General features: G+C 34.2%; 26 protein-coding genes. All 26 read left to right on the top strand.

Annotated features, from left to right (window positions below; all coding sequences use genetic code 11):
• Positions 1-98: 98 nt before the first annotated feature.
• The 26 genes from AC1VAQ_RS02860 to AC1VAQ_RS02735 all read left to right on the top strand — a co-directional run bounded on the left by AC1VAQ_RS02860 (position 99) and on the right by AC1VAQ_RS02735 (position 21,808).
• On the top strand, positions 99-731 hold the full coding sequence (locus AC1VAQ_RS02860) for a CheB methylesterase domain-containing protein (protein WP_302595228.1): 633 nt from the start codon (positions 99-101) through the stop codon (positions 729-731).
• Positions 721-2,778, top strand: coding sequence for a chemotaxis protein CheA (locus AC1VAQ_RS02855; protein WP_302595231.1), 2,058 nt, complete (start codon positions 721-723; stop codon positions 2,776-2,778). Before AC1VAQ_RS02860 ends, AC1VAQ_RS02855 begins: the two co-directional genes overlap by 11 nt.
• Positions 2,779-2,789: 11 nt before the next feature.
• Positions 2,790-3,239 carry a chemotaxis protein CheW gene (locus tag AC1VAQ_RS02850; RefSeq protein ID WP_302595233.1) on the top strand — a complete coding sequence of 150 codons (450 nt, stop codon included), beginning with the start codon at positions 2,790-2,792 and terminating at the stop codon, positions 3,237-3,239.
• A 21-nt stretch (positions 3,240-3,260) separates the two neighbouring features.
• Entirely contained in the window at positions 3,261-3,884 is a 624-nt protein-coding gene (locus AC1VAQ_RS02845; RefSeq protein WP_302595234.1) for a chemotaxis protein CheC, read from the top strand.
• Positions 3,881-4,372 (top strand): chemotaxis protein CheD, encoded by a 492-nt coding sequence (locus tag AC1VAQ_RS02840; protein WP_302595236.1) that lies wholly within the window; start codon positions 3,881-3,883, stop codon positions 4,370-4,372. The genes AC1VAQ_RS02845 and AC1VAQ_RS02840 overlap by 4 nt, the downstream gene beginning before the upstream one ends.
• A gap of 23 nt (positions 4,373-4,395) precedes the next feature.
• Positions 4,396-5,145: a FliA/WhiG family RNA polymerase sigma factor gene (locus AC1VAQ_RS02835; RefSeq protein ID WP_302595238.1), complete on the top strand. Its 750-nt coding sequence runs from the start codon at positions 4,396-4,398 to the stop codon at positions 5,143-5,145.
• A 63-nt stretch (positions 5,146-5,208) separates the two neighbouring features.
• Positions 5,209-5,526 (top strand): hypothetical protein, encoded by a 318-nt coding sequence (locus tag AC1VAQ_RS02830; protein WP_302595240.1) that lies wholly within the window; start codon positions 5,209-5,211, stop codon positions 5,524-5,526.
• A gap of 13 nt (positions 5,527-5,539) precedes the next feature.
• Positions 5,540-5,962 (top strand): DUF6115 domain-containing protein, encoded by a 423-nt coding sequence (locus AC1VAQ_RS02825; protein WP_479903444.1) that lies wholly within the window; start codon positions 5,540-5,542, stop codon positions 5,960-5,962.
• Positions 5,963-5,967: 5 nt separating this feature from the next.
• The gene (locus AC1VAQ_RS02820; protein WP_302595243.1) at positions 5,968-6,516 is read left to right on the top strand and encodes a hypothetical protein; all 549 of its coding nucleotides are present in this window, start codon (positions 5,968-5,970) and stop codon (positions 6,514-6,516) included.
• A gap of 151 nt (positions 6,517-6,667) precedes the next feature.
• Positions 6,668-7,408, top strand: coding sequence for a 30S ribosomal protein S2 (rpsB, locus tag AC1VAQ_RS02815; RefSeq protein ID WP_302595244.1), 741 nt, complete (start codon positions 6,668-6,670; stop codon positions 7,406-7,408).
• A gap of 25 nt (positions 7,409-7,433) precedes the next feature.
• Positions 7,434-8,342 (top strand): translation elongation factor Ts, encoded by a 909-nt coding sequence (gene tsf, locus AC1VAQ_RS02810; RefSeq protein WP_302595245.1) that lies wholly within the window; start codon positions 7,434-7,436, stop codon positions 8,340-8,342.
• A gap of 263 nt (positions 8,343-8,605) precedes the next feature.
• Positions 8,606-9,313, top strand: a complete 708-nt coding sequence (gene pyrH, locus AC1VAQ_RS02805; RefSeq protein WP_302595246.1) for a UMP kinase — start codon at positions 8,606-8,608, stop codon at positions 9,311-9,313.
• 18 nt (positions 9,314-9,331) lie between these two features.
• Positions 9,332-9,886, top strand: a complete 555-nt coding sequence (gene frr / locus AC1VAQ_RS02800) for a ribosome recycling factor (protein ID WP_302595247.1) — start codon at positions 9,332-9,334, stop codon at positions 9,884-9,886.
• A 54-nt stretch (positions 9,887-9,940) separates the two neighbouring features.
• The gene (locus AC1VAQ_RS02795) at positions 9,941-10,648 is read left to right on the top strand and encodes an isoprenyl transferase (RefSeq protein ID WP_302595371.1); all 708 of its coding nucleotides are present in this window, start codon (positions 9,941-9,943) and stop codon (positions 10,646-10,648) included.
• 11 nt (positions 10,649-10,659) lie between these two features.
• Positions 10,660-11,469 carry a phosphatidate cytidylyltransferase gene (locus AC1VAQ_RS02790; RefSeq protein ID WP_302595249.1) on the top strand — a complete coding sequence of 270 codons (810 nt, stop codon included), beginning with the start codon at positions 10,660-10,662 and terminating at the stop codon, positions 11,467-11,469.
• Positions 11,470-11,480: 11 nt separating this feature from the next.
• Positions 11,481-12,644 (top strand): 1-deoxy-D-xylulose-5-phosphate reductoisomerase, encoded by a 1,164-nt coding sequence (locus tag AC1VAQ_RS02785; RefSeq protein ID WP_302595251.1) that lies wholly within the window; start codon positions 11,481-11,483, stop codon positions 12,642-12,644.
• On the top strand, positions 12,638-13,687 hold the full coding sequence (locus AC1VAQ_RS02780) for a M50 family metallopeptidase (RefSeq protein WP_302595253.1): 1,050 nt from the start codon (positions 12,638-12,640) through the stop codon (positions 13,685-13,687). Before AC1VAQ_RS02785 ends, AC1VAQ_RS02780 begins: the two co-directional genes overlap by 7 nt.
• The gene (gene ispG / locus AC1VAQ_RS02775) at positions 13,684-14,742 is read left to right on the top strand and encodes a flavodoxin-dependent (E)-4-hydroxy-3-methylbut-2-enyl-diphosphate synthase (RefSeq protein ID WP_302595255.1); all 1,059 of its coding nucleotides are present in this window, start codon (positions 13,684-13,686) and stop codon (positions 14,740-14,742) included. The genes AC1VAQ_RS02780 and ispG overlap by 4 nt, the downstream gene beginning before the upstream one ends.
• 176 nt (positions 14,743-14,918) lie before the next feature.
• Positions 14,919-15,380 carry a ribosome maturation factor RimP gene (locus AC1VAQ_RS02770; protein WP_302595257.1) on the top strand — a complete coding sequence of 154 codons (462 nt, stop codon included), beginning with the start codon at positions 14,919-14,921 and terminating at the stop codon, positions 15,378-15,380.
• A 179-nt stretch (positions 15,381-15,559) separates the two neighbouring features.
• Entirely contained in the window at positions 15,560-16,750 is a 1,191-nt protein-coding gene (gene nusA / locus AC1VAQ_RS02765; RefSeq protein ID WP_302595259.1) for a transcription termination factor NusA, read from the top strand.
• Positions 16,751-16,755: 5 nt separating this feature from the next.
• Positions 16,756-17,031 carry an RNase P modulator RnpM gene (rnpM, locus tag AC1VAQ_RS02760; protein ID WP_302595261.1) on the top strand — a complete coding sequence of 92 codons (276 nt, stop codon included), beginning with the start codon at positions 16,756-16,758 and terminating at the stop codon, positions 17,029-17,031.
• Positions 17,021-17,326 carry a L7Ae/L30e/S12e/Gadd45 family ribosomal protein gene (locus AC1VAQ_RS02755; protein ID WP_302595264.1) on the top strand — a complete coding sequence of 102 codons (306 nt, stop codon included), beginning with the start codon at positions 17,021-17,023 and terminating at the stop codon, positions 17,324-17,326. The genes rnpM and AC1VAQ_RS02755 overlap by 11 nt, the downstream gene beginning before the upstream one ends.
• A 23-nt stretch (positions 17,327-17,349) precedes the next feature.
• Positions 17,350-19,392 carry a translation initiation factor IF-2 gene (gene infB / locus AC1VAQ_RS02750; protein WP_302595265.1) on the top strand — a complete coding sequence of 681 codons (2,043 nt, stop codon included), beginning with the start codon at positions 17,350-17,352 and terminating at the stop codon, positions 19,390-19,392.
• 42 nt (positions 19,393-19,434) lie between these two features.
• Positions 19,435-19,788 carry a 30S ribosome-binding factor RbfA gene (gene rbfA, locus AC1VAQ_RS02745; RefSeq protein WP_479903454.1) on the top strand — a complete coding sequence of 118 codons (354 nt, stop codon included), beginning with the start codon at positions 19,435-19,437 and terminating at the stop codon, positions 19,786-19,788.
• Positions 19,789-19,870: 82 nt separating this feature from the next.
• Positions 19,871-20,770, top strand: a complete 900-nt coding sequence (gene truB / locus AC1VAQ_RS02740; protein ID WP_302595270.1) for a tRNA pseudouridine(55) synthase TruB — start codon at positions 19,871-19,873, stop codon at positions 20,768-20,770.
• A 117-nt stretch (positions 20,771-20,887) separates the two neighbouring features.
• Entirely contained in the window at positions 20,888-21,808 is a 921-nt protein-coding gene (locus AC1VAQ_RS02735) for a bifunctional riboflavin kinase/FAD synthetase (RefSeq protein WP_302595271.1), read from the top strand.
• The last annotated feature ends 64 nt before the right edge of the window (positions 21,809-21,872 follow it).

The raw sequence follows: 21,872 nt of genomic DNA, 5'->3' as shown, positions 1-21,872 counted from the left end.
TTAACAAAAAAAAGCATGTCAATCAAGTATGCATAAAAATAAACAATAAAAACATTTATAGTAACTATATACTCCATAGTAATAGGAGAATTAATTAGATGAATAATGAGACAACTAAAAAGCCAATATATGAAAAAAATTATGAGTATATTGTAGCAATGGGTATATCAACAGGTGGGCCAAAGCTGCTTAGTGAACTTATTAAAAACTTAGATGAGAACTTATCTGCAACATATATTGTTGTGCAGCATATGCCACCAGGATTTACTAAAACACTAGCTGAAAGACTAAATACAATGACAGCACTTACAGTAAAGGAAGCAGTACATGGTGAGGTGCTTAAACGAGGTGAAGTGTATATTGCACCAGGGGGCAAGCAACTTAAGGTAAGTAATACAATGACTCCACATATTATCATTACAGATGAGGAGCCTTATAAAGGACATAAACCGTCAGTAAATGTAATGATGAATGCTTTAGCTCAGAACGCTGAATGTCATAAAAAATATATAGCTATTATTATGACAGGTATGGGATCTGATGGCTTAGAAGGTGTTATGAATCTAAAAAAAAGTCAAAGCTGCATAGTCATTGCACAGGATGAAGCTACTTGCACAGTCTATGGTATGCCAAAAGCAATTATTAATGCTGGACTAGCAGACTATATATGTCCTAGTCATGAAATTACAAAAATGATTAAAAAGATAGCGGGGGATCAAAATGGAAGTTAGTCAATATTTAAATATGTTTATTGAGGAATCAAAAGACAACTTACAGAGATTAAATGAGAATTTACTTAAATTAGAGAATAATCCAGATGATATTCAAATTCTCAATGAAATTTTTAGGGTTGCACATACTTTAAAAGGTATGGCAGGAACAATGGGATTTGTAAGAATGCAAAAGCTTACACATAATATTGAGAATGTACTTTCAGATATCCGTTCAGGTGTGATTAAAATTAATTCAGATATGGTAGATACATTATTTATGTGCTTAGATGCCTTAGAGAACTATGTAGAAGAAATTATTAATACATCAAGTGAAGGCACAGATGATCATACAGATCTTATTGAAAGCCTTGCTGAGATTATTAAAAGTAAGGGTGAGGTGGCTCATGCAGAAACACCAGTAACAGAACATACGCAAAGCAAAGATGTAAAAGAGACAGAAGAAAAAGCTAATGAAAATTTAATTGAATTACCTGATACACAAAAATTAGTAAAAAATAATGCAATTGAAATGGGTATGAATGTATTCCAAATCAAAGTAACATTATCTCCAAACTGTGTGTTAAAGTCAGCAAGAGCTTTTGTAATCTTTACAGACTTAGAGCGTTTTGGAGAAATTATCCACTGTGTACCTAGTACACAAGATATTGAAGATGAGAAATTTGAGAATGACTTTACAATTGTATTTGTTACAAAAGAAACTAGAGAAAAACTTGAAGAAGTCATTATGGGTGTTTCAGAAATTGATGCAGTAGTGGTAGAAGCATTTGAAAAAGATAAAGATGCTAAAGTAGAAGTAGAAGAACCTAAAAAAGAAGAACATACAGAGACATCAGCAGCGCCAACATCAGCCCATCCAGTAGCTAATGAGGCAGCTAATAACAATAATAAACAAGTATCAAATAAAACAGTAAGAGTTAATATTGATAGACTTGATACATTAATGAACTTAGTGAGTGAGCTTATTATAGTTAAAACACAATTAGAAGGGTTAAATGTAAATGCTCAAGACGCTAGTGCAAATTATAATGATTCAGTTGAATACTTAGAACGTGTAACAACAAGTTTACATGATGCAGTTATGAAAGTACGAATGGTACCAGTAGAAATTGTATTTAATCGTTTTCCACGTATGATTCGTGATATTTCACGTAAATTGGGGAAAGATATTGATCTTGTAATGTCAGGGGAAGAAACAGAACTTGACCGTACTGTAATTGATGAGATTGGTGATCCACTTATTCACTTACTTAGAAATGCAGCAGACCATGGACTTGAGACAATTGAAGAGCGTGTTGCAATTGGTAAACCTAGAAAAGGAACCATTAAACTACAAGCTTATCAAGATGGTAATAGTGTAGTTATCGAAGTTGAAGATGATGGTAAAGGTATTAATGTTCAAGCTATTAAAAATAAAGCAGTTCAAAAAGGCACAATCACAAAAGAAGAAGCAGCAGCTATGAATGAACAAGAAGCTATTGAACTATTATTTAGACCAAGTTTCAGTACTGCTGAGAAAATTTCAGATCTTTCAGGTCGTGGTGTTGGGCTAGATGTTGTAAAAAGTAAGATTACAGAACTTGGTGGACATGTTGAAGTCCAAACAGAACTTGGAAAAGGAAGTAAGTTCATTGTAAGATTACCACTTACACTTGCAATTATCCAAGCACTTATGATTAGTATCGGAAATGAAAAATATGCTATTCCACTTAGTAATATTCAAAACATTGAAGATGTACATAAAGAAGATATTAAGCTTGTTCAGAATCAAGAAGTTATTATGGTTCGAAACGAGATTATTCCAATTGTAAGATTACATAGTGTACTAGGTCTTCCAGAAGAGGAAGATAAAGACTTAATGATGGGCGTTATTGTTAAAAAAGGTGAACGTCAAGTAGGATTTATCATTGATTCATTAATAGGTCAACAAGAAATCGTTATTAAATCATTAGGCAAGTATTTAAGCGGTATAGATATTATTGCAGGTGCAACAATCTTAGGAAATGGTGAAGTTGCATTAATTTTAGATATTAATTCATTAATCTAGGGGTGAAGTAAATGGAAAACACATTAGAGAGCATTACACAATATATCGTGTTTAAATTAGGTGAACAATCTTATGGGATTGATATCCAAAGTGTTCAAATTATCGAGAAGATGAAAGCAGTTATGCGTGTGCCAAAGGCACCATATTGTGTAAAAGGTGTTATGAATCTTCGTGGTGAAATTATTCCTGTAGTGAGTCTTCGTGATCAATTTGGGCTTGAAAAAGTAGAATATACAGATAAAACAAGAATTATTATTGTTAAAATAGAAGATGCTATGGTAGGCATTATTGTAGATGAGGTAAAAGAAGTTATTGAAATTGAAGAAACACAAATTGAAAACGTACAAAATATTCAAGGCAAGATGAAAGTAAATCATATACTTGGCGTTGGGAAAGTGGAAGATAATATTGTAACACTTTTAAACCTTCCTAATATCATTGAAGAAGCTTTCGAAAATTAAATGTGATTAAGGGGGAGAAAAATGGGGAAAAGAAATTACCAAAATATTACTGATGAAGAGATGGATGTGCTAAGAGAAGCGGGGAATATTGCTTCTGGGAATGCAATGACTTCATTAGGTAAACTTTTAGGTTGTACCCTTGACATGAATGTGGCAAGGGTACGTATTGAGCAAATACAAGAATTAAGTGAAGTGTTAGGAAGTGCAGAAGAAGTCATTGCTGGAATGATCATTAATGTATATGGTGATTTTAATGCCATGTTACTTCTCGCCTTTGAAACAGAAAGTGCACTTAAGATTATAAACCTAATGCTAGGCAAAAATGCAACAGGGATAGAGCAGCTAGATGAACTTGATTATTCAGCACTTTGTGAGACAGGTAATATTTTAGCAGGCTCTTATCTAAGTGCCCTAAATACATTTACAGGATTGCAGTTTGATGTTTCTACACCACAAATGGCCATTGATATGGCAGGTGCAATTTTAAGTTATCCAGCTATAGAATTTGTAAGAAGTGACAATACCATGTTATTTATAGAAACGGTTTTTCATGATAAAAATGGCGTACTTAGTGGTACATATATATTGATTTTGGATAATAACTCTTACAATAAAGTACTTGACTCATTAGGAGATAATTTATGAGTGAAGCAAAGATAATAAAAGTAGGAATGGCTGACTTAAAAGTTGCAAAGGCACCAGATATTTTAACAACATTAGGGCTAGGTTCATGTGTAGGCATTGCATTATATGATAATGTAGCTAAAATCGGTGGCCTTGCCCATATTATGTTACCAGATAGTACGCAGATTAAAAATAATAGCAATGTAGCAAAATTTGCAGATACAGCTATTGAACAGCTTATTGAAGAACTTGTGAGTCAGGGTGCACGAAATACGCGTTTAGTAGCTAAGATTGCAGGTGGCGCACATATGTTCGAATTTAAAAATATGGATGATATGATGCGTATAGGAACAAGGAATGTAAGTGCAGTTATAGACTGTTTAGAAGCCTTTCGTATTCCTATTATAGCAAGTGACACAGGAAGCAATTATGGTCGTACAGTAGAACTTCATACAGCAACGGGTGTATTTGTTGTAAAAACCATAGGGCATGGCGTAAAAGAAATATAGGTAGAGACAATGGGGGTTCTTATATGGACAAGAGAGAAATGGATGCTATTTGGTTAAAATATAGTAAAACAAGAGATGCACAAGCTAAAAGCATGATTATTGAACATTATGTATATCTTGTAAAATTAGTTGCAGGTAGATTAGGAATATATTTAAATCAATATGTAGATTTAGATGACTTAGTAGGGTATGGCATATTAGGGCTTATAGATGCGATTGACAAGTTTGATTTAGAAAAAAACGTTAAGTTTGAAACTTATGCTTCTTTAAGAATTAGAGGATCTATATTAGATGCTATTCGTAAATTAGATTGGGTACCACGTACATTAAGAAAAAAACAAAAAGAATTAGATAAAATATATGTGGAACTCGAAACAAAGTTAGGTAGAAGACCAGAAGATGCAGAGGTAGCCTCTTTTTTAGGTATCTCATTAGAAGAATATAATGACTTATTAAAAGATGTAAATATTAGTGCACTTGTCTCCATTGATGAATATACCTTTCAATTTGAGACGATTAAAGATCCTAAAGCACCACTTCCAGATGATTATGTAGAAGATAAGGAAATGAAAAATGCGCTAAGTGAACTTATTGATAAGTTACCAGAAAGAGAAAAAAAGGTTATTTTCCTTTATTATTTTGAAGAACTTACATTAAAAGAAATAAGTAAGGTACTAGAAGTGTCAGAGTCAAGAGTATCTCAGCTCCATACGAAGGCAGTATCTAGACTAAGAGCTAATCTTGGAAAATATAATATGATGTTACCACTATAAGATATCACTAGATATGATAGGATTAAGTGGTAAGGATAAAATATAAATTTGGGGTGAGATAAGATGTTAAGACCAATTGATACACAAACAGTTTACCAGCAAACGCAAGAAGTAGCATCAAGACAACAAATGCAACAACAAGCACAGGTACTTCAGCAAGATCAATTTTCTACATTGTTAAAGAAAGAGGTACAGAATAAGCGTGAAAAGGTAAATGAATTACAAAAGGGTGAACGTGTGGAGAATGATCTTAATAAAAGTAAAAAGAAACAGCAGCAAGGAAAAGAAAGTCAGGATAAGAAAAAAAATAAATCAGTTACTACCCCTAAAAAACAGGGCATAGAAGAAAAAAAGCATACATCAATTGATATAAGGATTTAAAAGGAGAAAACAGATGGAGATGACATTGCAAAATCTTCCCTTTTTCTATTTACTATGGATTACAATAGGTGTTGTACTCATAGTAATTGGTATTTTTATGCTTGTATATCATGAAAATGAATCAGGCTATTATACGAGCATGACGAATAAGCCAAGTGAAGGTAAGGAAGATCTAGAAGGCATTTTAAGTTATTTCTTAGAGGAAGAAGAAAAGAAGAATCAAGGTTTTAGAGAAACATTAGAGTCTTACGCAAAAGAAATGGCAACGCAATCATCAGAAGAAGTCAAGAAAAATGATGAAAGCAAAAAAGTAAATCATATAAATGATATTACAAAATTAGCAGATGAAGGACTAGAAGTAGAAGATATTGCAAGAAAGTTAGGCAAAGGGGTAGGTGAAGTTCAACTGATTTTATCACTTTATAAAATGAGGTAGTGAAGATGCAAGGGAAAAAAAGACAATTTATATTTGGACTAATTGGACTTGGCTGTGGCATTGTTTTATCGGGCATTTTAAACTTATTATTATTATTAAATACAACAGAATATAAAAAGGGCATAACCTTAAATGCAAGCCAAAAGGCACAGAGTATCCTAGAAGGTGAAAATAAAGAAACTGTAGCTACTTTGCCGGCAGAAGTGGAAGATGCAGCAGAAGAAATAGCACAAGGTGAGAAAGTGGAAGTCAAAAAAGTGAATGAGCAAGTAGCTGAAAACAAAGAAGCAAGTGATAATCAAGAAGAAGCTATTGAAGTTAAGAAGTCTACAGACAAAGATATAGTTGAAGAAGTGACTGTAACAATTCCACCTAAAATGACAGCATCTGATACATGTGAGATTTTAGAGGCAGCAGGGGTAATAGATGATGCTAAAGATTTTAGAGATTATATAAGTGAAAGAAAAATGACAACGAAGTTAAATGAAGGTACCTTTGTTTTAAGTAAAAATATGTCATATAATGAATTACTTGAGAAACTTATGATAGATTAGGTAAAAAAGTTTATAAAAACAATTGAACTTATAAATAAGGTGTGATATACTAAGTCAGAAAAACGCACGTATATAGATGTACGTATGGGGTGCTTATAAAAAGTCCATTTGTATTCAATATATACGGAGGAAAAAACCAGGAGGTATTACAATGAGTGTAATTTCAATGAAACAATTATTAGAAGCAGGTGTACATTTCGGTCACCAAACAAGAAGATGGAACCCAAAAATGAAAGAATACATCTTCACAGAAAGAAACGGTATCTACATTATCGACTTACAAAAAACAGCTAAAAAAGTTGACGAAGCTTACAATGTAATTCGTGAAACAGCAGCTGAAGGCGGTAAAGTATTATTCGTTGGTACTAAAAAACAAGCTCAAGAATCAATTAAATCTGAAGCTGAAAGAAGTGGTATGTACTACGTAAACAACAGATGGTTAGGTGGTATGCTTACAAACTTCTCTACAATTAAAAGCCGTATTGCAAGACTTAAACAATTAGAAACAATGCAAGAAGACGGTACATTTGAAGTACTTCCTAAAAAAGAAGTAATTGAACTTAAAAAAGAAATGGATAAACTTGAAAAGAACTTAGGCGGTATTAAAGAAATGAAAGAACTTCCAAGCCTTATGTTCGTAGTTGATCCACGCAAAGAAAAAATTGCTATCCAAGAAGCTCATATCTTAGGAATTCCAGTAGTATCAATCGTAGATACAAACTGTGATCCAGAAGAAGTTGACTATGTAATCCCAGGTAACGATGATGCTATTCGTGCCGTTAAATTAATCGTAGCTAAAATGGCTGATGCTATCATTGAAGCTAACCAAGGCGAAATGTTAGAAACAGCTGAAGAAGTTAAAGAAGAAGCTAGCGAAACAATCGCTGAGTAATTATAGATTATTGGAGGGAACAAAAATGGCAATTACAGCTGCTATGGTAAAAGAATTACGTGAAAGAACACAAGCAGGTATGATGGACTGCAAAAAAGCATTAAATGCTGTAGATGGTGATATGGAAAAAGCTATCGAGTATTTACGTGAAAATGGTTTAGCAAAAGCTGCTAAAAAAGCTGACCGTGTTGCTGCAGAAGGTCTTGTAAAAGAAGCTATCTCTGCTGATGGTAAAACAGCTGCTATCGTAGAAATCAACTCAGAAACAGACTTCGTTGCTAAAAATGATCAATTCGTATCATTCGTAAACGAAGTAGCAAACATCGTTCTTAACAACGATGTAGCTGATGTTGAAGCATTAAAAGCTTTAGCTTGGCCAGAAGATGCATCTAAAACTGTTGGTGATGTATTAACAGAAAAAATTGCAACAATTGGTGAAAACTTAACAATTCGTCGTTTCCAAAAAGTAACAACAGATGGAACTATTGCAGCTTACACACACGGTGGTGGAAAAATCGTTGCTTTAGTAGAAGTTGCTGCTGAAGGTGAAAAAGCTCACGAAGTAGGAAGAAACGTAGCTATGCAAGTAGCTGCTGTTAACCCAGAATTCGTGTCTACAGCAGACGTTTCTGAAGAAAAGAAAAACCATGAAAAAGAAATTTTAATGCACCAAGCACTTAACGAAAATCCAGGTAAACCAGAAAACATCATTGAAAAAATGGTTATCGGTAGACTTAATAAACAGCTTAAAGAAATCTGTTTATTAGAACAAGAATACGTAAAAGATCCAGACTTCACAGTAGGTAAATACGTAGCTGCTGAACTTGGTAGTGCAGATGCAGTTAAAGGTTTCGTTCGTTTTGAAACTGGTGAAGGTATCGAGAAAAAAGAAGAAAACTTCGCTGAAGAAGTTGCAAAACAAATCCAAGGTTAATTTTATTAACGACTGGATAAATGATAAGGGGGACACTCGTGTGTCCCCTTTTTTATGGAGTAGGAAAGTCTAAGCTTTAACTTTCCTTTATCCATAGATAATGCGGCATCAGCCAATTTATTTCAGGATAGAGAATATATTTTTTTATGCTGCTTACTTATGAAGAAGATATAATAGACATTTTCTTTAAGAATTAACGTAAAATATATCTAGAAATTAGCAATTTTTTATGATAGAGTAGTGGTAGCAGAAAGGAGAAGACAATGAAACATAAACGTGTATTAGTAAAATTAAGTGGTGAGGCATTAGCTGGTGCAGCACAAAGAGGCTTCGACCATGGCATCATTGTAAGTGTTGTCAAACAGCTTAAACAAATTGCTGAAAATGGCACAGAGGTTGCTGTAGTCATTGGAGGTGGGAATTTCTGGAGAGGTCGTACATCAGGTGATATGGACCGCACAAAAGCTGATCAAATTGGTATGCTTGCAACTGTAATGAATGCTATTTATGTTGCGGATGTGTGCCGTGCGGAAGGTATTGGTAGTGTTGTGCAAACACCATTTGTATTAGGAAGTATGACAGAGCTTTTTTCTAAAGATAAGGCCTTAGAACATATGGCACAAGGGAAAATCGTATTTTTTGCTGGAGGAACAGGGCATCCATTCTTTTCAACAGATACAGGTGCTGCACTTCGTGGATGTGAGATTGAAGCTGATGCATTATTATTTGCAAAAAATATTGATGGTGTTTATGACAGTGATCCTAAAACAAATAAAGATGCTAAGAAATATACACGTATTTCTTGTCAAGATATGTTGCGCCAAGATTTAAAAGCTATTGATGCAGCAGCTGCTACGCTTTGTATAGAGCAAAGGTTACCTATTATTGTATTTGACTTAGGTGCAGAAAATAGTATTATAAGAGTTTCTGAAGGTGAAGAAATAGGTACAACTATTTATATAGAAGGGTAATATAAGGAGGATATTAGAGTGAAAGAAACATTAAAAAAATTTGAAGAAAAAATGGATAAATCAATTAATGCGTTAAAAGCTGATTTAGCAACAATCCGTGCAGGACGTGCTAATCCACACGTTTTAGATCGTATTATGGTGGAATATTATGGTTCGCCAACACCTATTCAGCAAGTAGGTAATGTAAGTGTACCAGAAGCACGTATTTTACAAATTCAACCATGGGATGCAACAGTTTTAAAAGCAATTGAAAAAGCAATTAATGAATCAGACCTTGGTATCAACCCAACAAATGATGGGAAAGTAATTCGTTTAGTATTCCCAGAACTCACAGAAGAACGTCGTAAAGATCTTACAAAAGAAATTAAGAAAAAAGGCGAAGCTTCTAAAGTGGCTATTAGAAATATCCGTCGTGATGCAATGGATGCAATCAAAAAAATGGAAAAAGATAATGCAATTAGCAAAGATGAACAAGAAGTTGCAGATAAAGATATCCAAAAAATGACAGATAAATTTGTGGATGAAATTGATAAAATTGTAGAAGCAAAAAGCAAAGACATTTTATCTGTATAATATAAAAGCTCCTCTTTATGAGGAGTTTTTTAGTATAGGAGGAAATAAAATATGATGAATTTACCAGAGCATATTGCAATTATTATGGATGGCAATGGACGATGGGCAAAAGAAAGAAATTTACCGCGTAATGAGGGACATCGTCGTGGCACCAAGACATTAGAGACTATATTAGACTATGCAGATAAAAAAGGTATTAAATACTTAACTGTTTATGCATTTTCAACTGAAAACTGGCGCAGACCAGAGTCAGAAGTAAATGGACTAATGAGTTTATTTAGAAGATATTTAGATAATAATCTTAAATCAGCAGCAAAGAAAAACTTACGTTTTAATGTTATTGGCGACTTAGAATCAACGAATATTCCAGAAGATGTTAAAGAAAAGATGAAGCAGTTAATGAAAGTTACTAAAGATAAAACAGGGATTTGCTTTAATATGGCATTTAACTATGGTGGTCGTGATGAATTGAAGCGTGCGATTCAAAAAATTTCAGAAGATGTTAAAGCAGAAAAAATGACTATAGAAGAAATTACAGAAGAGATGATTAGTGGGTATTTGGATACAGCTAATATGCCTGACCCAGATCTTATGATTCGTACAAGTGGTGAAGTCCGTACAAGTAATTTTTTACCATGGCAGCTGACGTATTCTGAATTTTACTTTACAGATTGTTTATGGCCAGATTTTACGAAAAAAGAATTTGATAAGGCATTAGAAGCATATACTACACGTAAGAGAAGATTTGGTAAAAGCGAATAGGAGGAAAACCTGTGGGTACAAGAGTATTAACAGCAGTTATTGGACTACCTATTATTATTGGACTTATATTATTAGGAAATCCGGTACTTCAGTTTACAATATTAGGAATTAGCTTAATTGGATTATTTGAATTTTATCGTGCCATAGAAGATACACATAAACCTATGAAATATATTGGATATGTTGCTACCGTGGTGTACTTTTTATTTTTTGGTTTGGTAGAAAATTATTTTACAATTTACTTAAGTCTTTTAATAGTTGCAACACTTATGACCATGGTAATTTGCTATCCTAAATATTCTATTGTTGATGTAGCTTTAACTGTAATAGGCGTATTATATATTCCTTTACTTTTTAGCTTTATAGTACTTATTAGAAAAATGCAGTATGGTGATTTTTGGATTTGGCTTATTTTCCTAAGTTCATGGGGATCTGACACATTTGCATACTTTACTGGTCGTGCATTTGGAAAGCATAAGTTAGCACCTGTTTTAAGTCCTAAGAAAACTATAGAAGGTAGTATAGGCGGTATGATTGGTGCAGGTGTGCTTGGGTTCATTTACACCATAATTTATACACATTATAGATATACTATATTAAGTGACTACATGATACTTGTAGTGATTGCTGTAGTAGTTGCAGCTTTAATTTCTCAATTTGGAGATTTGGCAGCTTCTGCAATTAAACGCACTTTTGGTAAAAAGGACTTTGGGAATTTATTACCAGGTCATGGTGGCATATTAGATCGATTTGATAGTATTTTATTTGTTGCACCTATGATTTATTTAGCCGTTGTAGTCGCAGAAAAAATAGTAAGATAGGAGTTTTTAAAATGCAAAAGAAAATTGCTATTCTAGGTTCAACAGGTTCTATCGGTACACAGACATTAGATATTGTAAGACGTGATCCGAATATGGAAGTTGTAAGCCTTAGTGCACATAGTAATATTGATTTATTAGAGGAACAAATTAAAGAATTTAGACCACAGCTTGTATGTGTGATGAAAGAGGAAAAGGCGGAAGAATTAAAGAAGCGTCTTAAACGAACATCATATGAGATTGATGTGGTAACAGGTGTAGAAGGACTTATAGAAGTTGCGACATTAAATGAAGCAGAAATTGTTGTAACTGCTGTAGTAGGGATGATTGGTCTACTTCCTACAATTCGTGCCATTGAAGCTAAAAAGACAATTGCACTTGCAAATAAAGAAACACTTGTTACAGCTGGTGAACTGGTTATGAATTTAGCTAAGAAACATGGCGTATCTATTTTACCAGTAGATAGTGAGCATTCTGCAGTGTTCCAATGTTTAAGAGGAAACAAACATGGTGAAATTGAAAATATCATTTTAACTGCTTCAGGTGGCCCTTTTAGGGAGTATACTAAAGAGCAATTAGAAAATGTAACTGTTGAGCAGGCGCTTAATCATCCAAACTGGAAGATGGGAAGTAAGATTACTATTGACTCAGCAACGTTGATGAATAAGGGGTTAGAAGTGATTGAAGCAAAACATTTATTTGATGTAGCACCAGAGCAGATTGATGTGGTTGTGCATAAAGAAAGTATTGTCCATTCTATGGTAGAATACGTAGACGGTTCAACTATTGCACAACTTGGTATGCCAGATATGAGACATCCTATTGGTTATGCGCTTTATTATCCAGAACGTACGCATTTAGACTGTATTTCTAAACTGAAATTAGCAGAGATTAAAAATTTATCTTTTGAACATCCTAGAAAAGATGTATTTCCTTGCTTACAATATGCTTATGATGCATTAAAAGTAGGGGGGACAATGCCAGCTGTCTTAAATGCTGCTAATGAAGTAGTTGTAGAAGCCTTCTTAAATGGAAAAATTAGTTTTATGGAAATACCTCAAATTATACATAACGTGATGGAAGAACACATATGTATAAGTAGTCCAACTTTAGAACAAATTTTAGAGAGTGATGCTTGGGCAAGAGCGTGTAGTAGAAAGAAGGTAGATAAATGTTAGACAAAGTGTTGTTTGTAATCATGCTTGTTTTAATATTTGCTTGTGTCGTCATTATTCATGAATGGGGGCACTTTATTATGGCAAAGAAAAATGGCGTATTAGTCCATGAATTTGCTATTGGAATGGGACCTAAAGTATGGTCAATTCAAAAGGGTGAAACACTTTATTCTATTCGTCTTCTTCCTATAGGCGGCTTCTGCAGTATGGAAGAAGAGGTAGGGGTAAGTGATAACCCTAAGGCAATGAGTTCCAAAAAACCTTGGCAAAAGTTTGTCATTGTTGTAGCTGGTGCTGTGATGAACTTTGTTTTGGCTTGGATTTTAATGAGTATTGTGGTAGGATATTTAGGCTACAGTAGTAATATAGTTGCAACTGTGCAGGATGATATGCCAGCTGCTACGGTAGGGCTTATAGCTGGTGATCAAATCATAGCCGTGAATGGTGTAAAGGTAAGTAAACTTGCAGATTTGTCTAAGGAGTTAAGTGATCAGGAAGAAACCTATATACTTTCTGTCAAGCATACAGATGGTACGAAAGAGGATGTTCAGATAAGTACAAAAATGCAAGAAGATGGTGTAGCACGTTTTGGTTTTACAGTAGAGCGTACACATTATAACATTTTTTATGATATTAAAATGGGCTTCCTAGCTATGCTTGATATGTTAAAACAAATCTGGGGCAGCTTAATTCAGCTTGCAACAGGTCAGGTTGGTATGAATCAGGTAGCGGGTATTGTAGGCGTGGTAGATCAAACCTCTAAACAATGGGATGCAGGACTTGAAATGGGTGGTTTATCAATGGCAGTAATGAATCTTATTTATGTAGGAGCAATTATATCTGCTAACTTAGGTATTTTTAACTTATTGCCGATTCCAGCGTTAGATGGTGGACGCCTTGTATTTATTGTGATTGAGATGATTCGTGGTAAAGCTATTTCAGCAGAAAAAGAAGGTGCTGTACACTTTGTAGGCATGGTACTTTTAATGCTTTTAACAGTAGTAGTTCTATATAATGATTTAATAAGGATGGGAATTGGACGATGAGTTTTTATACAAGAGAAAATACACGTGCAGTAAAAGTTAAAGACCTTATCATTGGTGGTGGTAATCCTATTATTATCCAATCAATGGCAAATACAAAAACAGAGGATGTAGAGGCAACAGTAGCACAAATTCTAGCTTTAGAGGAAGCAGGATGTGAAATGGTACGTGTAGCAGTACCAAATGAAACCGCAGCAAAGGCTATTGAAAAAATTGTGCCACGTATTCATGTACCCCTAGTTGCAGATATTCACTTTGATTATCGTTTAGCCCTTATGGCAATTGAAAATGGTATTAATAAGTTACGTATTAATCCAGGGAACATCGGTAATGAGGAAAGGGTTATTGCTGTTGTTGAAAAGGCAAAGGCATATAATATCCCAATTCGTATTGGTGTAAACTCTGGTTCAGTAGAAAAGAGTGTTATGGAAGCTTGTGGTGGTGTAAATGCTAGAGCTATGGTTGAAAGTGCTAGAAAACATATTGAGATTCTAGAACGCTTAGATTTTAGAGATATTGTCGTGTCATTGAAGGCTTCGAATGTACCACTTGCCATTGAGACATATACAACATTTGCACAGGAATTTAATTATTCACTTCATGTAGGTATTACAGAGTCTGGTACACTTTATAAAGGGACAATTAAATCTTCAGTAGGGCTTGGCGCTATTTTATCAAGGGGCATTGGGGATACAATTCGTGTTTCTTTATCAGATGACCCAGTAGAAGAGATTACATGTGCACAAAATGTGCTTCAAGCATTAGAACTTAGAAAGTTTGGACCTGAAATTATTGCATGTCCAACTTGTGGACGAACAGAAGTGAATTTGATTGAAATTGCAAAAAAAGTAGAAGCAGCAACAAAGGATATTAAAAAAGATATTAAGATTGCTGTTATGGGATGTGCTGTCAATGGACCAGGTGAAGCAAGAGAAGCAGATATTGGTATTGCAGGTGGACGTGGAGAAGGCTTAATCTTTAAAAAAGGTCAAATTGTGAAAAAGGTAAAAGAAGAAGCATTATTTGAAGCGTTAATGCAAGAGATTGCTGAACTTTAAAATAAAAATGTAGATTTCTCGAAGAGACTTGCTTTTTTCGCCTATTAGTAGTATAATTTATAATTATAATCATGAACGTTTCCGAAAGAGTGGGTTTTTACCCACTCTTTCGTATTGTTTAGATGTATATATAATTTAGTTTATGTCAAACTATATTGTATGAAAGGATGAATGGCATGAATAAAAAACAACTTATAGAGACGGTAGAAGGCTACTTAGAACCAATACTTGCTGAAAACAACTTTGAACTTGTAGATGTAGAGTATGTTAAAGAAGGTCCTAACTATTATTTAAGAATATATATCGATAAAGAAGGCGGGATTAACATTGAAGATTGCAGACTTACAAGTCGTGCAATTGAAGAAGTACTTGATGAAAAAGATGTTATTAAAGATGCTTATATTTTAGAGGTAAGTTCCCCAGGGCTTGACCGTATACTTAAAAGAGATCGTGAGTATGTAAAATACAAAGGTCGTATGGTAGATGTAAAATTATATGAAGCAATTAATAAGCAAAAACATCTTACAGCAGAGCTTGTAGAAAAAACAGCGGATGAACTTATTTTAGATGATGAGGGCACACGCTTAGCAATTAATCTTAAAAATGTAGCACAAGTTAGACTTGCAATTATGTTCTAATACAAGAGATAGTAAGCCCCTTGCATAATAATGTAGTATAAATATATGATACAGTTTAAAAGGACAAGAGAATAATGTACTGTAAGCTGAGTTATTTAGCATAAGAATGTTTGGGAAAATGTGTGATACACAAAATGTGCGACACTTGGAATTAAGCATAAACTTGGAGGAGGATTAAAATGAATCAAGAATTTATTATGGCGATTGAGCAAATTGCCGCATCAAAAGGAATTAATAAGGAGAAGCTGATTGATGCCATTAAACAATCAATTGAAGTAGCTTGTAAAAAACATTTTGGCGTAAGCACAAATGGTAAACAAAATCTTAAAATTAACATTGATGAAACAACAGGAGATGTTAAAGTATATGCTTCAAAAACTGTTGTAGAAGATGGTTGGGTAGATAACGAACTTTTAGAAGTTGGTTTAACAGATGCAAGAGCAATCAATTCTATGGTAGAATTAGATGACATTATCGATGTAGAAATTACACCTAAAAACTTCGGCCGTATTGCAGCACAAAATGCAAAACAAGTTGTTATTCAAAAGATTAAAGAAGCCGAAAGACAAATGGTTTACGAACAATATAGCGTTAAATTAAACGATATCATTAAAGGTAAAGTTTTAAGAAAAGAAAAAAATGGTTATATTGTCCAATTAGATTTCACAGAAGCTTCACTTCCAACATCAGAAGCTATGCCAAATGATAACTTTGATGCACAAATGGAAGCAAATGGTGGAATCGGCGAATACAAAGCATTCTATCTTTTAGCAGTAAAAGATTTCAATAAAAATGAAGGAAAAGCTGAAGGTAAGAATAGAAACGCAGGTGCACAAGTTATAGTTTCTCGTACACATCCAGAACTCGTAAAAAGACTTTTCGAACAAGAAGTAGTAGAAATCAAAGATGGGACAGTTGTTATTAAAAGTATTGCAAGGGAAGCTGGTTCTCGTACAAAAATTGCTGTTTACTCAAATGACCCATTAGTAGATTCAGTAGGAGCATGTGTAGGTGAAAAAGGTAAACGTATTAATAACATCGTTCAAGAATTAAATGGTGAGAAAATTGACGTTGTACATTGGAGCGAAGATCCAAAAGAATTCATCAGAGAAGCACTTAGCCCAGCTAAAGTACTTAGTGTAGAGCTTGAGGAAACTGAAGGCGAAAGAAATGCAAAAGTTATCGTACCAGAAAACATTTTAACACTTGCTATTGGTAAGGGTGGTCAAAATGTAAGACTTGCTGCAAAACTTGCGGGTTGGAAAATTGACATCAAGAGTGCAAAAGCTGAAGAGTTAGAAGCACTTCAAAATGAAGAAGCTGAAGAAATAGAAGAAGCTGAGCAAGCAGAAGAAACTGTAGAGGAGTAAGATCTATGAAAACAAGAAAGATTCCTTTGCGTAAATGTACAGGTTGCAACGAAATGAAAAATAAAAAAGATATGATTCGTATCGTAAGAGATCAAGAAGGAAATTTTTCACTTGATTTTCATGGAAAGAAGCCAGGTAGAGGGGCATATATCTGTAAAGATGTTGAATGTCTTAATAAGGCTGAAAAAAATAAAGGATTAGAAAGATCTTTTAAAATGGCAGTAGATAAATCTATTTACGGCGAATTAAGAAAAGAGTTTGAGGCTTACGATGGACAGTAGAATTTATCAAATGCTTAGTTTATGTCAGAAAGCTGGTAAGCTTGTGACAGGTGAATTTGCAGCAAAAGAAGCAGTACTTAATCAAACAGCTTATTTAGTAATTGTTGCTACAGATGCATCAAATAATACAAAAAAATTATTTAATGATAAAACCAGTTACCGTAACATACCATGTGTACAGTGGGGAACAAAAGAAGAAATCGGTGACAGGGTAGGTAAAAACCCACGTGCAGTAATTGCAATAGTCGATGAAAATTTTGCCCGTAAGATTAAGGAATTAATCGGCGAAAGTTAGTAATCACATTTGGAGGTGGATGTATGTCGAAAGTAAGAGTGTATGAAGTTGCCCAAAAACTTAATGTTAGCAGTAAAGAAATTATGGATATACTAGCCGAATATGGCTTTAAAGTACATAGTCATATGAGTACTTTAGAAGATGAAGAGGCAAATCTAGTTATGAATTACTACAAAGAAGTTACAAATAAGGCCAACACAGAAACCGCAACAGTGACAACAGAGCCAGCCAAAAATAAATCACAAAAAAAACAAGGTAAAGAGAGAGATATGATAGAGAATAAGAATAATCAACCAGACACAAATGAAGATGAAATAAAAATAATTCAAATTCCAGCTAGTATTTCTATTAAAGAATTAGCGGATAAATTAGATGTAACAGCAACAGAACTTATCAAAAGACTAATGAAAAAGGGAATCATGGCAATGATTAACCAAGAAATTAGCTTTGAAACAGCAACAGAACTTGCTGAAGAGTTTGATGTGCTTACAGAACCAGAAGAAGAAAAAGACTTAATGGAAGAAATCTTTGGAGAAATCATAGATGATGAAAAAGATTTAGAAAAACGTCCTCCAGTTGTTGTAGTAATGGGTCACGTTGACCATGGTAAAACATCGTTACTTGATGCAATTCGTTCAACTCATGTTACTGCTAAAGAAGCAGGTGGTATTACACAACATATTGGTGCATCACAAGTAAGTTTAAAAGGTGAAAAAATCACTTTCTTAGATACACCAGGACATGAGGCTTTCACAGCAATGCGTTTAAGAGGTGCACAAGTTACAGATATTGCAATTCTTGTAGTTGCGGCTGATGACGGTGTTATGCCACAAACAATTGAAGCGATTAACCATGCACGTGCAGCAGAAGTACAAATCATTGTTGCAATGAACAAAATTGATAAACCAGGTGCAAATCCAGACCGTGTAAAACAAGAACTTGCAGATCAAGGACTTCTTGTAGAAGACTGGGGTGGAGATATCATCTGTGTACCAGTATCTGCACTTAAAGGTGAAGGTATTGATACACTTCTTGAAATGGTACTTCTTGTTGCTGAAATGGGTGATCTTAAAGCAAATCCAAAACGTAAAGCAAGAGGAACAATTATCGAAGCACAACTTGACAAAGGGCGTGGACCAGTAGCTACAGTACTTGTACAATCTGGAACACTTCAAGTAGGTGACCCAATTGTTGCAGGATGTGCATATGGTCGTGTACGTGCGATGATTGATGATAAAGGTAGAAATGTGAAAAAAGCTGGTCCTAGTACACCAGTAGAAATCCTTGGTCTTTCTGAAGTTCCAGTAGGTGGAGACTTATTCTATGTAGCTAAGAGTGATAAACAAGCACGTCAAGTAGCAGAACAAATGCGTGCACAAGGTCGTGTTCAAATGCTTGGGCAAACACCAAATAAGGTTTCTCTTGATGACTTGTTTACACAAATTCAAGAAGGTAAAATGAAAGACCTGAACATTATTATTAAAGCTGACGTTCAAGGTTCAGTTGAAGCAGTTAAACAAAGTTTAGAAAAATTAAGTAATGAAGAAGTACGTATTCGTACAATTCATGGTGGTGTAGGTACAATTACAGAATCAGATGTACAACTTGCTTCTGCATCAGGTGCTATTATCATTGGATTCAATGTAAGACCAGATTCAACAGTAAAAGCAATGGCAGATAATGAAGGTGTAGATGTACGCTTATACCGTGTTATCTATAACGCAATTGAAGATATTAAAGCTGCTATGAAAGGTATGCTTGACCCTGAATTCGTAGAAAAAGTTGTTGGCCATGCAGAAATTCGTCAGACATTCAAGGTATCAGGGCTTGGTACTGTTGGTGGAGCTTATGTATTAGATGGTAAAATCGTAAGAAATGCTGGTGTACGTATTGTACGTGATGGTATCGTAGTATACGAAGGAAATCTTACTTCACTTAAACGTTTCAAAGATGATGCGAAAGAAGTTGCTACAGGTTACGAATGTGGTGTAATGTTTGAGAAATTCAACGACATCAAAGAAGGCGACACTGTAGAAGCATTCATCATGGAAGAAATCCCAAGATAGTTTTAAACTACTACGCCTATAGTAGCTTAAAAATGAGGAGTGATAAAAATGGCAAGTCAAAGATTAACTAGAATTAACGAAGAAATCAGAAGAGAAATTGCTGAGATTGTACGTAGTGAGATTAAAGATCCTGCTGTACAAGATGCAATGATTAGTGTTGTAGCAGTAGATACAACAAATGATTTAAAAACAGCAAAAGTTTATATTAGTGTTCTTCAAGAAAATAAAAAACAAGATGTAATGGCAGCTTTATCAAAAGCACAAGGTTATATCCGTAGAGAAGTAGCACGTCGTATTAATCTTAGAAATACACCTGAATTTTTATTTAGATTAGATGAATCTATCGAACGTGGTATGCAAATGTCTAAAATGATTTCAGATGTTATGAGTAAATAAATGATGGATAAAAGGCTGCGTTAAGCAGCCTTTTATTTTTGAATTAAAATGCTAAATTAAGGTAACTGAGGAAAGGTTAAATATGTTAAACGGAATTATTAATGTGTATAAAGAACGTGGTTATACATCACATGATGTAGTAGCTAAGGTAAGAGGTATTTTAAGAGAACGCAGAGTAGGTCATACAGGAACATTAGACCCTGAAGCAGAAGGGGTATTGCCATTATGCATTGGGCCAGCTACTAAAGTTGTGCCTTACTTAACTGATGCAGATAAATGCTATGAGGCAGAAGTTATTTTAGGTGTCACCACAACGACAGAAGATGCAACAGGTGAAGTTCTAGAAACACGCCCAGTAGAGGTAACAGTGCAACAAGTAGAAGAGGTTGTAAAAAGCTTCATTGGGGATTATGAGCAAATTCCACCTATGTATTCAGCAATTAAGGTGAATGGTATCAGACTATATGAACTTGCAAGAAAAGGAATAGTTGTAAAGCGTCCTAAACGTCAGGTAAAGATCTATGATTGTGAAATCATTGAATCATTGGTAGAAAATAAATTTAAGATTCGTGTACACTGTTCAAAGGGAACCTATATTCGAACACTTTGTACAGACATTGGTGAAAAGCTAGGTTGTGGTGCGCATATGGGGACTTTACTACGTACTAAAGTAGGACATTATGAGCTAAAGGATAGTTTAAAACTTGCTGAACTTGAAGCAGTAAAAGCAAATATTACAGCATATATTGAGGATTTAGAAGAAATTTTTAAAGAGTTACCTAAATGTACAGTGAAACCATCTTTAGAAAGGCTTTTATATAATGGAAATGCATTAAAGTTACATGCGGTTGTGGCATTTGAAGAAAGTTACAAGCAAGATTTTATTCGTATTTATGATACAAAGAACAGATTCATTGCGCTTTATAAGTGGGATGAAGGAAAGAACTGTTTACAAGTAGAAAAAATGTTCTATAATGAATAATGGAGAAAGCCTCTTAGTATAAAGTTACGAAAGGGGCATTTTTTCTGGCCTTTTAATCGAGGAAAAAACATGATATAGTAAAAAAGCAGTATGAAAAATAGTTTGAGAGGTACGAGGATGGAATATATTTATGGAACTGCTGATGTAAGTCAAAGTGAAGAAAGTGTGGTAGTACTTGGAAATTTTGATGGTGTACATAGAGGTCACCAAATGCTAATTCAGGTGGCGAAAGAGCAAGGTAAGATGAAGCATCTTAAAACCATCGTTTTTTCTTTTTATCCTCATCCGAGTTGGGTAATCGGAAATCATCCAAAGCCACTCATTATGTCGCGTAGAGATAAAAAGCAGATTATAAAAAGTTTAGGTCTTGATATACTCATAGAATACCCATTTACAAAAGCCTTTGCTAATATTTCACCAGAAGTATTTTTTGAAGAAATTTTAATAAGACAGCTTAAAGCAAAAGTATTAGTAGTAGGAGAAAATTATTATTTTGGCAAAAATAAGGCAGGGAATCCTACATTTCTGAAAGAGCTAGGGCAGAAGCATCAAGTGGAAGTATATGTAGTACCAGCAGTAAAATACGATGCCCAAATGATTTCTAGTTCGACTATTAGAAATTTAATTATAGATGGCAATATAGAACTTGCTAATGAGATGTTAGGTCATCCCTATACAATTGTAGGGAATGTGGTACAGGGAAAACAATTAGGACGTACAATTGGTTTTCCAACAATTAATTTGATTGCAGATCCAGATCGTGTTTATCCACCAAATGGTGTATATGCAACGAAAGTAACTGTATATAATAAAGAGTATTTGGGAATGACTAATATAGGATATAATCCTACGGTCAATGGCGCTAAAAAGATGATCGAAACACATATATTTAATTTTGATAAAGATATATATGGTCAGACTGTAGAAGTTAGATTTTATGATGCCATAAGACCTGAGCAAAAATTCCCAAGTGTAGATGCCTTAAGTCAGCAAATTGCTAAGGATCGTATAGCTGTAAAAAGTATATTTAATTCCTAATAAAGATGTTTGCAAAATAAGTCTACTTATGGTATACTAATCCATGTTGACGACCAGTACTCAG

The sequence above is a fragment of the Cellulosilyticum sp. genome (assembly GCF_982396655.1).
This window is presented reverse-complemented; position numbering and strand designations above follow the sequence as displayed.